11 protein-coding genes and 1 tRNA gene are annotated in these 14622 nt (G+C 67.7%); 7 read left to right on the forward strand and 5 right to left on the reverse strand.

The features are described 5' to 3' along the window. Positions 1-119: 119 nt before the first annotated feature. Positions 120-2603, forward strand: coding sequence for a DUF5059 domain-containing protein (locus MU521_RS03330; RefSeq protein WP_092689720.1), 2484 nt, complete (start codon positions 120-122; stop codon positions 2601-2603). 60 nt (positions 2604-2663) lie between these two features. Here the strand turns inward: MU521_RS03330 and MU521_RS03335 are convergent, their stop codons facing one another. Both MU521_RS03335 and thsA read right to left on the reverse strand, forming a co-directional pair. Then, positions 2664-4022 carry an APC family permease gene (locus MU521_RS03335; RefSeq protein WP_092689721.1) on the reverse strand — a complete coding sequence of 453 codons (1359 nt, stop codon included), beginning with the start codon at positions 4020-4022 and terminating at the stop codon, positions 2664-2666. Between the two features lie 124 nt (positions 4023-4146). Continuing rightward, a complete protein-coding gene (gene thsA, locus MU521_RS03340) occupies positions 4147-5706 on the reverse strand; it encodes a thermosome subunit alpha (protein ID WP_250864789.1) in 1560 nt (519 codons plus the stop codon). A 193-nt stretch (positions 5707-5899) separates the two neighbouring features. Between thsA and MU521_RS03345 the strand changes: the two genes are divergently transcribed. Then, on the forward strand, positions 5900-6721 hold the full coding sequence (locus MU521_RS03345) for an amidohydrolase family protein (protein WP_092689727.1): 822 nt from the start codon (positions 5900-5902) through the stop codon (positions 6719-6721). A 61-nt stretch (positions 6722-6782) separates the two neighbouring features. Continuing rightward, positions 6783-8276 carry a glycosyltransferase family 39 protein gene (locus tag MU521_RS03350; protein WP_092689729.1) on the forward strand — a complete coding sequence of 498 codons (1494 nt, stop codon included), beginning with the start codon at positions 6783-6785 and terminating at the stop codon, positions 8274-8276. Here MU521_RS03350 and MU521_RS03355 read toward each other — a convergent pair. Both MU521_RS03355 and MU521_RS03360 read right to left on the reverse strand, forming a co-directional pair. Next, positions 8261-9163: a glycosyltransferase family 2 protein gene (locus tag MU521_RS03355; RefSeq protein WP_092689731.1), complete on the reverse strand. Its 903-nt coding sequence runs from the start codon at positions 9161-9163 to the stop codon at positions 8261-8263. The genes MU521_RS03350 and MU521_RS03355 overlap by 16 nt on opposite strands. Before the next feature lie 39 nt (positions 9164-9202). Further along, positions 9203-9910 carry a class I SAM-dependent methyltransferase gene (locus tag MU521_RS03360; protein ID WP_092689734.1) on the reverse strand — a complete coding sequence of 236 codons (708 nt, stop codon included), beginning with the start codon at positions 9908-9910 and terminating at the stop codon, positions 9203-9205. 273 nt (positions 9911-10183) lie between these two features. Between MU521_RS03360 and MU521_RS03365 the strand changes: the two genes are divergently transcribed. Further along, positions 10184-10471 (forward strand): MarR family transcriptional regulator, encoded by a 288-nt coding sequence (locus MU521_RS03365; protein WP_092689735.1) that lies wholly within the window; start codon positions 10184-10186, stop codon positions 10469-10471. Between the two features lie 39 nt (positions 10472-10510). Next, positions 10511-11284, forward strand: a complete 774-nt coding sequence (locus MU521_RS03370; protein ID WP_092689738.1) for an MBL fold metallo-hydrolase — start codon at positions 10511-10513, stop codon at positions 11282-11284. Here MU521_RS03370 and MU521_RS03375 read toward each other — a convergent pair. Continuing rightward, positions 11281-12228 carry an AAA family ATPase gene (locus MU521_RS03375; protein ID WP_092689740.1) on the reverse strand — a complete coding sequence of 316 codons (948 nt, stop codon included), beginning with the start codon at positions 12226-12228 and terminating at the stop codon, positions 11281-11283. The two genes, MU521_RS03370 and MU521_RS03375, sit on opposite strands and share 4 nt — an antisense overlap. A gap of 105 nt (positions 12229-12333) precedes the next feature. Here MU521_RS03375 and MU521_RS03380 point away from each other — a divergent pair. Both MU521_RS03380 and MU521_RS03385 read left to right on the forward strand, forming a co-directional pair. Continuing rightward, positions 12334-12418 (forward strand) — tRNA-Ser (locus MU521_RS03380). An 807-nt stretch (positions 12419-13225) separates the two neighbouring features. Beyond that, positions 13226-14554 (forward strand): cytochrome P450, encoded by a 1329-nt coding sequence (locus MU521_RS03385; RefSeq protein ID WP_175452800.1) that lies wholly within the window; start codon positions 13226-13228, stop codon positions 14552-14554. Positions 14555-14622: the final 68 nt, after the last annotated feature.

Genomic DNA, 14622 nt, shown 5'->3' on the forward strand with positions numbered 1-14622 from the left:
CGCCGACGGATTTGAATCCCACGAATGGGCCGAACATGTTCTCTACCGGACTTATTCGGCTCTTTTTGGCTCGCCTAAACTTCGACGGAGTTAAGTATAGATTAGGCTAGCCTAAAAATATGCGACCGAACAGGAGACAGGTGCTCCGGACGGCCACTGCGGTGGCCGCCGGACTGGGATTCGCAGGGTGTAGCGGTGGTTCACAGAACGGCACGCCGACGGATACGGCGACGGACGTGCCCACGGACACGCCGGCGTCGACAGAGGACGACACCGAGGCGGAAACCTCGTCGAGCGTCGGCGCAGAGGCGGCCGTCGCCGCCGAGTGGACGGCGATGCGAGCGCGACTCGACGACGCGCTCGCCCTCGGCGTCGCGGGCCACGGCGACGCGGGCGCGAGCGTCGGACAAAGCGTCTTCGCCCGCTTCGAGGGCGCAAACGGCGAGTACGGCGCACACGAGTTCCTCGAAGCCACCAGCGAGGCCAACTACAGCGGCTTCGAGGAGGACGGACTGGTCGTCATGAACGAGGGGCTGAACGCGGGAGATGTCGAGGCCGCCCGCGACGGCTGGCGGACGGCCAACACGAACCTCCGGGAAGCGACGATCACCCGCATCGGCGAGACCGGCGCGAACGCGCTTGCGGTGCTCCGGTTCGGCGCGGCCGTCAACAACGTCGAACTGCTCGCCGCCGCCGGCGACACCGAGGGCGCGACCGCGGTCGGCCGGGAAGTGCTCGGCTGGTGGGAGACCTCGCCCGCCCACGACGCAGTCGAGAGCGCCGACAGCGAGGCCTACGAACGCCTCGAAGGCGCGATGGAGGCCGCCATCTCGGCCGCACAGTCCGGAAACGTGGAGAACCTCCGGAGCGCGACGACCACGGCACTGAGCGCGTCGGCCACCGGAGCCTACGCCGTCGCAGCCAGCGAGCAGGTCGCCGGCGCGGGGCAACTCGCCGCCTACCAGGCACAGGGCTGGGACGCCGCGACGCTCGCCTCCATGGGCGGTGCCGGCGAGGCACAGGCCCACGCTGCCGTCCTCACGACGTATCGCGCACGCGTTCACGACGCGCACTGGGTCGGCACCCGCGGCGAAACCGACACCGCCCAGACGATGGCCCAGGACGTGTTCGCCCACTTCGAGGGCGCGACGGCCCACGACGCGCTTGAGGCGGCCGACGCCGAGGCATACGAGGGCTTCGAGAGCGGCCTGGACTCGCTGATCTCGGCCATCGGCGACGGGAACTCCTCGGGCATCGACGACGCGCTCGCGACGGTCGACGACAACCTCGTCGCCGGTATCGAGGCGCTGGTCGGCCCCAGCGGGGCCGCGGTTCTGGAAGCCGAGTTCTTCCGGACACGGGTTCAGGACGCCTGGGAGATCTACCGGCTCGGCGACAACGACACCGCCGCCGGGATCGCCCAGTCGCTGTTCCAGACGTTCGAGGGGAACGAACTGGGCTTCCACGAGGCCTTCGAGGACGCGGACGCCGAGGCCTACGAGTCCTTCGAGTCACACCTGGGCTCCCTGCGGACGGCCTTCGAGAACACGAACGACAGCGGCGTCGAGACCCACGCGACGGCCGTGCTCGACGAACTGCTCGGCTTCGAGACGACCGCCGGATCGACCGGCCGGGTCGGTGCCGGCGAGGCAGCGTACATGGCCGCCCGGATCTTCGACGCCACGGGTGTCGCCGCACTCGGCAAACCGGCACGCGCAAACAGCATCGTGCAGGAGACGTTCGCCGGCTTCGAGGCGGGCGCCGGCGGCTTCCACAAAGCGCTGGAGGAAGCCGATTCGGAACTGTACGAGACCTTCGAGAGCGACCTCTCGGCGGTCGGCTCCGCGGCCAGCAACGGCGGCGACGTGTACGGCACCGCCAAGATGTTCTACGGGAAGGCCGTCGACGCCGCCTACGCAGTGGTCGGATCGGGCGGCACCAGCGTCGCGGCCAGCGCCATCACGCCGGTGATGCAGGACGTCTTCGCCGACTTCGAGGGGGCCACGGTCCACGAGATGCTCGAAGACGCCGATCAGGGAGCGTACGAGGGTTACGAGGCCGCGCTGGACGAGTACATCAGCGCGCTCGAATCCGGGTCGGGCGTCGAGAGCGCCGCGACGGCGTACGCCGACGCCTCGATCCGTGCGCAGTTCGCCGTCGTCGGCGCCGTCGACGAGGCCCCCGTCGGTGACGGGAGCGGCGAATCCGGCGGTGGAGGCGAGGAGACGAGTCTCCAGGGCGGTCCCAACGTCCAGGACGGCGTGCCCGAGGACGCCGACCACGTCGTGGACATGGAGGCCGTCGCCTTCGAACCGAAAGAGCTCACGGTAAAGAAGGGCGACACGGTCGCCTGGAAGCACGCCGGTGGCGAAGCCCACTCGGTCACGGCCTACGAGGGGAAGATCCCCGAGGGCGCGGAGTACTGGGCCTCCGGTGGCTTCGAGTCCCAGTCCGCCGCCGAGACCGGGTGGGAGAACGGCAAGGGCGCCGTCCAGTCCGGCCAGTCGTACTCCCACACGTTCGAGACGACAGGCACACACGAGTATTTCTGCATCCCCCACGAGATGGCGGGGATGAAAGGCAAGCTCGTCGTCGAGGGGTGACGCGGTTCAGATTCACGTTCGGTCCCCGTTGCCCGGCCCGCCTTCGGTCCGCATCGGCCGTCAGCCCGACGAGTTACCGACGGGCACCTCCTCGAACGGCACCACTTCCGCCGCGATGTCGTCGCGCTCGAAGTAGAGCAGTTCCACGGTGACGACCAGCACCGCGATGACGACGACCATGTAGAAGGTGTTGGGCTCACGGTTCGCGAGGTTCCACAGCATCAGCGGAAAGAAGCCGGCAGCCCCGACGACCCCGACCAGCGGCGGAACGGGATTGACCGCCTCCTGGTCGCGGTGGCGAAAGGCCAGATAGCTCATCGCGCCGAAGACGATCATAAAGGAGAGGGAGGCGAAGGAGGTGATCGCGCCGAGACCACCGACCGCGGTGAACGCGGCCGTGACGGCCCCGATGAGGACGACGACCCGCGCCGGCACGCCGTCGGCGTCGGCCGACCCGATCCGGTCGGGGAGCAGGTCGTCGCTCAACATCCCCTTCGCGAAGTGGGCCGCCGAGAACAGCGTGGCGTTGATGGCGCTCCCCGTCGAGAACAGCGCCGACAGGGCCAGCACCGTCCCGCCAAGCGCCGCCAGTCCGTAGGGGCGTAGCATCAGGCTGGCCGCGTCCTTCAGCGCGACGTGGGGATGGGTCTGGAGCGCCCCTGGCACCAGATTCACCGTCACGACCCCGACGAGGACGTAGATCAGGACCGCGACCGGGATGGCGACGTAGACGGCTCTCCGGATCGTCGTGACGGGGTCGCTGATCGAGTCCTGGTCGTAGAACAGCAGTTGCCAGCCCTGGAACGCGACGAAGGAGATAGCCGCCGCGACGATGGGGCCGAACTGCGTGAGGTGCCCGACGCCGAACTGGAGGGTACCACTGCCGCCGTACCCGAAGGCGTACGCCAGCCCGAGGACGCCGAACGCCAGCAGGATAGCCACCTTCGCGGCCACGAGGACGTTCTCGACGGTGCCGGTCGTCCGCGCACCCAGCACGTTCAGGCCGACGAAACCCGCGACCGCCAGCACGGAGAGCAGCGGGCGAGCGGGCAGGCCAACGACCTCGGCGGGCACGGCCTCGAACGCGACCGCGAACTCGCCGAACGCGAAGGCGTACATCGCCATCGAACCGATGTAGCCAACGAGGAGCGTCCAGCCGGTCATCCCCGCCAGCGTCGTGTTGCCAGTGAAACATTGCACGAAGGTGACCGATCCCCCGTTGCTGTCGCTGAGGCGGTTCAGAGCGTTGTAAGAGTACCCGGCCGCCAGCGCGACGACACCCGCGAGGACGAACGCCGCCCAGGTCGCGTATGTCGTAATCCCCGCGACGACACCCATCACGGCGTAGATGCCGCCGCCGATCATGCCACCTAGTGCCATCGAGACGGCTTCGGTCAGGCCGAGTCGTTCGTCACTCATCGTACAGGCCGGAGATCGATCGGGACGAAAGAAAGTACGTGGTTCAGTTCCGGTGGGCGGGGCGGCGCGACAGGCCCCGACTGGGGGATCGCCGTTGCCGGTAGTCCGGCAGCGTCTCACCCGATCACTCGGCGGAGATGACGTCGTCGATGCGGACGATCATCGTGGAGGCCTCGGTCGCGGACTCGACGGCCTCCTCCTTGACCGCAGCGGGGTCGAGGACGCCGTACTCGACGGGGTCGCCGATGATGCCCGTCTGGCCCTCGGAGATGATGCCGGCGCGACCCTCACTGTCGAACTCCGAACGGAGGTCGACCAGCGCGTCGATCGGGTCCATGCCGGTGTTGGCCGCCAGCGTGCGCGGGAGCACGTCGACGGCGTCGGCGAAGGCCTCGACGGCCAGCTGTTTGCGGCCCTCGATGCTGGCTGCCTCGTCGCGGATGTGGGCCGCGATGGCGATCTCGGCGGCACCGGCGCCGGGGACGACGCCGCCCTGATCGAGCGCGGCGGTCACGACGTCGAGCGCGTCGGTGAGCGCGCGTTCGAGTTCGTCGGTGACGTGGTCGGTGCCACCGCGGGCGAAGACGGTGACGGCGTCGGCGGCCGCGCCGCCCTCGATGAAGGCCACGTCGTCGTCGTCGAACTTCTCGACGCGGACCTCGTCGGCCTCGCCGAGGTCGTCGGCTTCGAGGTCGTCGACGGAGCCGGCACGCGAGCCGCCCGTCGCGGAGGCGATGGACTTGGCGTCGTCGTCGCCGACGCTCTCGAAGGCGAGGATGCCACGCTTGGCGAGGAAGGCCTTCGCGCGGTCGGCGATGTCGCCGGTGGCGAACACGACCTTCGCGCCCACGTCCTCGATCTTGTCGACGTAGCCGCGCAGCTCCGTCTCCTCGGCCTCGATGGCCTGGTCGAGCTGGTCGACCTCGGTGATGTTGTACTCGGCGTCGATGCTCGACTCCTTGAGGTCGATGTCGTTGTCGAGGACGGCGATGGCCGCGTCGTCGACGGAGCGGGGCATGTTCTCGTGGCCCGGTTCCTCGTCGACGATGACGCCCTCGACGAGTTCGGTCGCGGAGGAGGAGGCACCGGTCTGGGTCCGGACGGTGATGTTGTCGCGGACGACGCCGGCGTCGGTGTCGACGTGCTGGACGGCCTCGACGACCGTCTCGGCCAGGCCGGCGGCGTTCACGTCGCCGGTGCCCTTGCCGGTCATCGAGGACTCGGCGACCGAGAGCAGGGTCTCCTCGTCCACGTCGGCGTCGAGCGTCTCGGCGTCGATGGATTCCTGGGCCAACTGTGCGGCCTCGTGGTACCCCTCGACGATGGTCGTCGGATGCACGTCGTCGTCGAGCAGATCCTCGGCCTGCTTGAGGAGTTCGCCCGCGAGAACGGAGGCGGTCGTCGTCCCGTCACCAACCTCCTCCTCCTGGGTCTCGGCGACCTCGACGATCATCTGAGCCGCAGGGTGTTCGATCTCCATCTCGTCGAGGATCGTGGCCCCGTCGTTGGTGATGACCACGTCGCCGGAATCGGAGACGAGCATCTTGTCCATCCCGCGAGGGCCCAGGGTCGTCCGTACCGCCTCAGAGATGGCCTTCCCCGCGGCGATGTTGGATGTCTGTGCGTCTTCCCCTTCTGTCCGCTGGGAATCCTCGTTGAGAATGAACATGGGCTGGCCGCCCATCCGTCGCTGTTGAGACATAGTCAATAATGAGGTGGTCAGCGGTTCTATATAAAAGTTACTATCGGGAGAAAGTGAGCGACGGCGAGCGAATATCGGGACCGACCACAGTCTGGGAGGCGGAGAGTCGGATCCGCCGACGGAGTCGACCTCGGGCGGGCAACCGTTATTACAGGGCCGTTCGTTACCACGGTGGATGCTGGAGCTGGAACACGAGTTCCGCGTCGTCGACGTTCACGTCCGTCTGGAACCCGAGGAGTCGCGACGAGCCGACGCCCGCACGGGCGATCCCGAGACCATCGAGCGGGAGATGCACCAGGCCGGGGTCGTCCGGTCGGTCGTGTTCCCGGGGCCCCGGGACGGCAGCTACCTCAAGGTCAACAACGCGGTGGCCCGGATGAGCGTCGGGCGCTCGTTCGTCGCGCTCGCCCGGATCAACGGCGCTCGCGACGCCGGATCGAGTCCGGGCGCGCGCCTGCGAAACCTCGCCAGTTCGCGCGAGGAGCACCACACCTCACCCGAGGACGTGGAACAGTACGCCTACGACGACCGCTTCGCCGGGTTCAAGCTCCACCCCGCGGCCGACGGCCTCCCCGACGAGGAGGTGCTGGCACAACTCGCCGACGTGAGTCTCCCGGTGCTGGTCCACGCCGGCCGAGAGTTCCCGCCCCGGGCCGTCGCCGACCACCTGCTGGAATACGAGTTCCCCGTGATCGTCGAGCACTTCGGCGGCTACCCGCTCGACCGGGAGTTGATCGCGGACGGCATCGCGCTGCTCGACCGGTGGGAATCCTGCTATCTCGACACGAGTTTCGCCCGCTTTCGCACGCCGCTGGAACGGGCGATCATGGAACACCCCGACCGGATCTGCTTCGGCAGCGGCGCGCCGGCCACCCACCCGGACGTGGGCGTCATGGAGATCCTGACACTGGACGTGCCCGAGGACGCGATGGTGAAGGTGTTCTCGAAGAACCCCTCGCGCGTGATCCCGGAGCTGTCCCCCTCGGGCGGGGACTGAGCTATATAGCGCTCCGTACGTCTCGTAGTCTTTATGACCGACACCGGCAGAGAGTGGGACTGTGGGTGGGAGTATCGACTGGCGGAACCGCTACGTGCTAGCCCTGGCTGGGGTCGTTCTCCTCGGAGCCGCCCTGCGGCTGTACGGCCTCGGGGTCGAGAGCATCTGGGTCGACGAGGCGATCACCCTCCGGTTCGTCGAGAACCACGGCCCCCTCGAACTCCTGTGGGTCATCCCGAGCGAGCAACCCCACCTCCCGCCGTACTACGTGCTCCTGGACGTCTGGACCGAACTCGTCGGCACGAGCGCGACCGCCGTCCGCTTCCCGTCCGCGGTCTTTGGCATCCTCACCCTGCCCCTGCTGTACCTGCTAGGCCGTGAGCTGTTCGATCCGAAAACGGGGCTGGTCGCGACGCTCGTGTTCGCCGTCGCTCCGTTCCAGCTCTACTACGCCCAGGAGACGCGGATGTACAGTCTGTGGACGCTGTTGACACTGCTCTCTTTCCTCGCCTTCCTCTGGCTCCGACGCCGCCCGACCCGTCGCCTGGCCGCGAGCTACGTCGTCGCGACGCTTTCGACCGCCGCGGTCCACCCGTTCGGCCTGCTCGTCGTCGTCACTCAGGGGGTCGTCCTCGTGATCGACCGTCTGCTGGCCGGTGACGGCAGCGCACTCGACGGACCGACGACACGCGAACGGACCCAGGCCGCCTGCTGGGCGCTTCTGGCACCGATTCTGGTTGTCGGCCTCCTGAAACTCGAGTCGGCCGTCGCCGGCTTCAACTTCATCTCGCCGCCGGGCCTCGAACGGGTCGCCGGCACCGTCGTCGAGTACTTTACGACCGCGAGCGGAGCGGCCGAGCTCGTCGTCGGACTGCTCGTCACCGTCGGCGTCGCCCTCGCGCTTCGATCACGGCCGCTCGGGCGCGAACGTCGCCTCCTGCTGGTCTGGGCGCTCGTGCCGATAGTCGGACTGGTCGCGGTCTCGTACCTGGTGACGCCGCTGTTCTGGGATCGGTACACCATCACCGCCGCCCCGGCGTGGGCCCTGCTCGCGGCCCGCGGGTTGACGAGCCTCGACCGTGACCGATTCGGCCTCGGCCTCGAACGCCGCCACGTCGGCTACGCACTGGCCGGCCTGCTGGTCGTCTCTATTCTGCCGGCGACCGTTCACTACCACACGACCGATCAGAAGGAACAGTGGGACGAGGCCGTTCCGGCCCTCGAAGCGGCGGCGGAGTCGGACGATCTGGTCCTCGTGATCGACCGGGCGGGGCTGTCGGCGTTCGAGTACTACCGGACGCGAAGTGACATCACTGTTCGACCGATTCAAGCCGGGTGGGGGTCGAACGGGAGCTACGTCACGCCGAACGCGACGCTCCGGAACGTGACCGCCGGCCACGGCCGGGTGTGGCTCGTCCTGACACACCTCTGGTTCCTGCCGGGCGAACGGCAGCGGATGCTCGACGTGGCGAGCAAGGGGCGGCAGGTGGTTCGTCACCGGGAGTACGAGAGCATCGAGGTCTACCTGCTGGCCCGCGGTCAGCGCCAGTCGTAGACCGAGACGGCGCGGTCGGTGCGGTCGGCCCGGCCGTTGGGGTTGCGCGCGGGCGTCCGGTCCCGCCAGCGCGCCTGGACGCCGTCTTTGAGGCCGACCGCGAGTCCCGCGAGTACGTCTCGGCCGTTGCCGAACCACTGTGAGGGTTCGATGGAACCACCGGCGACAGCCCGGAGCCCACCGCCCGCGTCGCGGACGGCGTGGCCGACGAGGCGGCGGACGACGGTCGGCCGGAGGCCGTAGTTCTTCGCCAGCCGGTAGGCCAGCGAGCGGTACTTCCAGCGCCAGTCCGTGTCGGTCACGCCGCCGTCGGTGCCGTACTCGCCCCGGACGGACATGTCCCCACGCCAGGTCACCTCGTAGTCCCGTCCGGCCAGGCGGTGGGCCACGTCGCGCGCGCCGCCGGTGCGGAGGTACTCGTCGAACCCGTCGATGGCGTCCAGTGCCGTCCGGGTGAAGGCGGTGTTGTCGCCGTTGAAGTACGTGACCGTCCGGCTCTTGATGCTCGTGGACTCGACGCTCTCGGTCGTCATACCAGCCTTGAGTTCCTGGTGGGTCGGGCCGGTGACCACGTCGGCGGTCTCGATGCCGGCTTCCAGGGCCGACTGCCAGTCGGGTTCGACGGCGAGTTCGTGGTTGACGAAGGCGACGACACCGCCGCTGGCCCGGTCGAGGCCGGCGTTGCGCGCCACGTTGAGCCGGCGGTCGGCGATCTCGACCAGCAGGTCCACGTCGTCGCGCTCCCGAACCATCCCCGTCGTCCCATCGGAGGACGGGCCGTTGACGACGACGACCTCGGCGTCGGACGCGTGCTCGGCGAGGGCGTCTAAACAGCCCGCCAGCCGCTCGCGTCCGTTGAGTGTCGGGACGACCACCGAGAGATCCATACTCTCCATTCTCCGCCGGACCCCTAAAAACTCGCGCCGTCAGGGGACCCGGGTGTGCCAGTACGAGACCGACGCCAGACGCTTGCCCAGCGGCGAACTGATCAGCGTGGTGTCGATGTCCCGGAACACGCTGGCCAGCTCGTTGGGTATCTCACGGTAGAGCCCGTACGGGAACGCGAAGTCGTGATCGTCGTCCACGAGGTGGAGCCCGGCGCTGTCGAGCAACCGGGACACCTCCCAGCGCGAGTAGAGCCGCGACCCCATCGGGAGCGCCCAGTTGTACAGCGAGCGCGTGGTGAAGCGGTTGAACGTATCGAAAAAGACCTGGTTGCGCGAGACCCGCCGCATCTCGCTCAGGAAGGATGCGGGCTGGTCGGCCAGATGGAAGAATCGCATCGCGATCACCGAGTCGAAACTGTCGTCGGGGAACGGAAGCCGTCCGGCGTCGCCCCGCATCAGGTCCATGTTCTCCGCGACGCCTGCCCGTTTGGCCTTCTCACGGCCCTGCTGGAGCATCGGCCCCGAGATGTCGAGGCCGACGACGTTGGCCCCGCGCTCGGCCAGCATGACCGTGAACCGGCCGGTCCCGCAGGCGATCTCCAGCACGTCCCTGTCCTCGACCGGGCCGATGGCGTCCAGCACGGCCTGTTTCTCCCGCCGATCGATGAGCCGTCCCCCCCGAGAGAACCGCTTTTCCTCGTACTCCTCGGCGATGTCGTCTTCCTGATACCACTCCTGTCCCTTCACGGTTTGTGCCTGAATGCAACTCGCAGTCCATAAAACGATACTGAAACACATCGCTCGACGGCGCCGAAAACCGCCCAATGATACCTATTCGAATACTTCTGCCCCAGAATAGGAATCTGACGACTGGAACCGATAGACGAAGATACGGTATCGGTTCCGGCAATTTGTGTCGGCAGACTTTGTATAAGGTTGCATAATACGCACTTATTTGTTCCTATTGTTTTGTCATACATATAGCCAAGTTTTACCCGTCGTGTTCGGCCACGTGCAGGTATGAGTACGACGCCGGACGAAAGTACCCATACCGAGAACAGTGAAGAGAGCCCACTTGCAGACCCGGATTTCCGCGAGCGGTTGCGCGAACTCCCGCCCAGCGCCAAGCTCGTCGCGAAGGTGCTGGAGGGTGACGCGCCCCTCTCGCAGGGGCAGCTCGCCGAGGAGTCGCTGCTGCCCGACAGAACCGTACGCTACGCGCTGAACCGCCTGGAGGAGTCCGATCTCGTGGGGTCACGGTACAGCTTCCACGACGCACGCAAGCAGGTCTACTACCTGAGTCACTGACCGCAGGCTCTTTTACCCGGCGTACCTCAGGGGTGGGGTATGGACGTTTCCCGGGTCCCCGTCGACACCGCCACGCGCGGCCCCGGCGGTGCGACGAACGCGTATATCCTCGGCAGCGACAGCGCCGTCCTTATCGATCCGGCTGCCCGGACGGACGACCTCGACGACGCCGTCGACGCGACCAGCGTGGACCACGTCGCGGTGACACACCACCACCCCGACCACGTCGGCGCAGTCGCGGAGTACGCCGACGCCTGCGCCGCGACCCTGTGGGCACGCGCCGGCCGCGTCGACGCCTTCGAGCGCGCTACCGGCGTCGCGCCCGACCGGACGTTTCGGCCGAGCGACCGCATCGCGACGGGCGACGGCCACGTCGAGATCGTCGACACGCCCGGTCACGCACAGGAACACGTCGCGTTCACGTGGGATCGGGGCGCGGTCGTCGGCGACCTCGCGGTCGCGGTCGGCAGCGTCGTCATCGGCCCACCGGACGGCGACATACGGGCGTACCTGACGAGTCTCCGCCGGCTTCGCGCCCGCGGCTTCGAGTTGATCTATCCGGGCCACGGTCCCGTGATCGAGGACCCCGACGCGACGCTCGCCAGACTGATCGACCACCGGCTCGACCGCGAGCGGACGGTCCGTCGCGCTGTGGCCGAGGGTGCCCGGACCGTCGACGAGATCCTCGACGAGGCCTACGACAAGGACCTCACGGGCGTTCGCGACCTCGCGCGTGCGACCGTGCGCGCTCACCTTCACAAGCTGGCCGTCGAAGGGGACCTCGACTTCGACGGCGAGCGGGCCGACCCCTAAACTGTCGGCACCGGAATCTCGTCGAGAATCTCCCGGACGATGCGCGCCGTCTGCACGTCGTCGACGCGCGCGTCGGGCGTGAGGACCAGCCGGTGGGCGAGCGTCGGTTGGGCGACCCACTTCACGTCGTCGGGCGTGACGAACTCGCGGCCCTCGATCACGGCGCGGGCGCGGGCGGTCTCGAACAACCGCTGAGTCCCGCGGGGTGAGACGCCGACTTCGACGCGGCGGTCCTCACGGGTCGCGCGGGCGATGGCCGCCATGTAGTCGAGCAGGTCGTCCTCGACGCGGACGGCCTCGGGCGCTTGCCGGACGGCCTCCACGTCACCGGGGGCCAGCACGGACTCGACGGTCGGACTGAGCGCGTCCCGGCCGCGGCGGCGCTTCAGCAGTTCCACTTCGCCGTCCTCGTCGGGGTAGCCGATGGCGGTCTTGACGGCGAAGCGGTCGACCTGCGCTTCGGGCAACTCGAAGGTTCCCTCCATCTCGACGGGGTTCTGGGTCGCCATGACGAAGAACGGCTTGGGGAGCTGGTGGGTCTCGCCGTCGACGGTGACCTGCCCTTCTTCCATGGCCTCTAGCAGCGCCGACTGGGTCTTCGGTGGCGCACGGTTGATCTCGTCGGCCAGCACGACGTTGGCGAAAATCGGGCCGTCGGCGAACTCGAAGGTCCGGTCGCGCTCGTTGTACACGTTCGTGCCGGTCACGTCCGAGGGGAGGAGGTCGGGCGTGAACTGGACGCGGGAAAAAGAGAGGCCAAGCGCCGTGGCGACGCTGCGGGCGGTGAGGGTCTTGCCGGTGCCGGGCACGTCTTCCATGAGGACGTGACCGCGGGCGACGATGCCGAGGAGGACTGTTTCGAGGAACTCGTCGTCGGCGACGACGGCCGACCCGACCTCCTCGCGAACCGATTCCAGGGCGGCACTCGCATCGGGGATCTCCATGTCCTGTCCATCCACGTCTCTGCATTTAGCCGTTGGGTCGCTGAAAGGTCGCTACGTCTTCCGAATCGAAACGGATAAAGACCAACCGGTGGAACGTTTGGGTGAGCCGAGGTAGCCTAGCCTGGCCAAGGCGGTTGCTTCGAGAGCAACTGTCCTCACGGACTCAGGAGTTCAAATCTCCTCCTCGGCGCTTCTGCCGACACAACCCGACGAGCGCCGCGAGTCGGTACTGTCGGCAGAGCGGCGAGTGGAGTTTGAATCAGGGAGTGGAGCGAAGCGGAACGACTGTGGTTCAAATCTCCTCCTCGGCGTTCTCCACGAGCCAACACGGCGAGTGGAGACGCTGTACGGAGATTTGAATGAGAGAACACGCACGCTCGACCGAAGGGAGAGATCGTGTTCGCGTGGTTCAAATCTCCTCCTCGGCGTTCTCCGGCGAGCTATCCGCGAGCGACCGCAGAGCGGTCGCTCGCATCACCGAAGCCGGAACGCAACTGGAGATTTGAAGTAGAGCAGTCGCAACCCGCGCAACGAGCGAAGCGAGTTAGCAGGACCGTCTGCGCGTGGTTCAAATCTCCTCCTCGGCGTTCTCCACGAGCCAACACGGCGAGTGGAGACGCTGTACGGAGATTTGAATGAGAGAACACGCACGCTCGACCGGAGGGAGAGACCGTGTTCGCGTGGTTCAAATCTCCTCCTCGGCGTCATATTCGCGGCGCAATACGGTGAGCGAAGCGAACCGTCAGCGCCGCGAATGACCCGCAGGAGATTTGAGCAGACGAGTCGCAGCCCCGGACCGGCCGAGCGAAGCGAGGGCGCACGCCCGGAACGTCTCGGCGAGTTCAAATCTCCGCCTCGGCGCTTCTGCCGACACAACCCGACGAGCGCCGCGAGTCGGTACTGTCGGCGTTCTCCGGCGAGCCATTCGCGTCACCGCTTTTCAAAAACCCACGAAGGAAGGCGGTGTAATCAAGAGGCGGCGAGTGTATGTGAGAGCATGGCAGAGACAGATGCGGGCGGCCCGGAGGGGCCGGACGGCTGGCCGGTCGTCGGGAACACCTTCCAGTTCGCGCGCGATCCGTTCGCGTTCTACGAGCGGTGTGCGGAGTTGGGGGACGTGGTGCCCTACGAGGTTGGCGGAATGACCTTTTACCTCGTCACGCATCCCGACGATATCGAGCGGATTCTCTCGACGGAACACCGGAAGTTCGAGAAGGGGGCTTTCCAGCGCGAGCAGTTGAGCGGGGTCCTCGGCGAGGGGTTGCTGACCAGCGAGGGCGAGCGGTGGCGCGAGCAGCGCCAGCGCATCCAGCCGACGTTCGGGCCGGAGAAGATCGACTCCTACGTCGAGATTATGACCGACTGCGCCCAGGGGGCCGGCAGGCGGTGGTGGGACGGGCGGCAGGTCGCGGTCGACGAGGAGATGCGCCGCATCACCGTCCAGATCCTCGCGCGGTCGCTGTTCGGGACCGACATCGGCGACCACGTCGAGACCATCGCCGACGCGATGGGGGATATCGGGGCCCAGGCCGAGGCCCCGGCGGCGACGGCCCTGCTCCCGGAGTGGGTGCCGACGCCGTGGGATCGCCGGGCCCAGCGCGGCGTCGACGCCATCGACGGCGTGATCGCGGACCTGATCGAGCGGCGTCGGGGCGACGCCGAGGGGCGCGACGACCTGCTCTCGACGCTGCTGGTGGCTCACGACGAGGGGGAGATTAGCCGGGGGACGCTCCGGGACCAGCTCGTCACGTTCCTGCTGGCTGGCCACGAGACCACCTCACTGGCGCTGACCTACACCTGGTATCTGCTGGCGGAGAATCCGGACGTGCGGGAGCGACTGCACGCGGAAATCGACGACGTGCTGGGTGATGGGGTGCCGACGATGGCCGATCTCGGAAACCTCTCGTATACCGAGCAGGTCGTGACCGAGGCGATGCGGTACTACCCGCCGGTCCACCGGGTCGTCCGCGAGGCCAGCGAGGACGTGCAGTTACGCGGTCGGAACGTCGAGCAGGGGGCGATCCTCACGATGCCCCAGTGGATCGTCCACCGGGACGCGCGGTGGTACGACGACCCGCTGGAGTTCCGACCCGAGCGGTGGGCCGCGGACCGTGACCGCCCGGACTACGCCTACTTCCCGTTCGGCGGCGGGCCGCGGCGCTGTATCGGGATGCGCTTCGCGAAACTGGAGGCCCAGCTCATCCTCGCGACGCTGGCCAGGAACTTTCGACTCGAACTGGTCGGCGACGGCGGGCCGCTTGACCTCACCTCCGGCGTGACGGCCTCACCGACCGAGCCCGTCGAGATGGTGCCCCGGGTCCGCTGAGGACGCTCACTTCGTTCGCTCGACATCGCCCTGCCCGCGGGTCGGCTCCGCCTCCCCGCTCGCTCGTT

It is taken from the genome of Halorientalis regularis (assembly GCF_023698535.1).
Lineage (GTDB): Archaea > Halobacteriota > Halobacteria > Halobacteriales > Haloarculaceae > Halorientalis > Halorientalis regularis.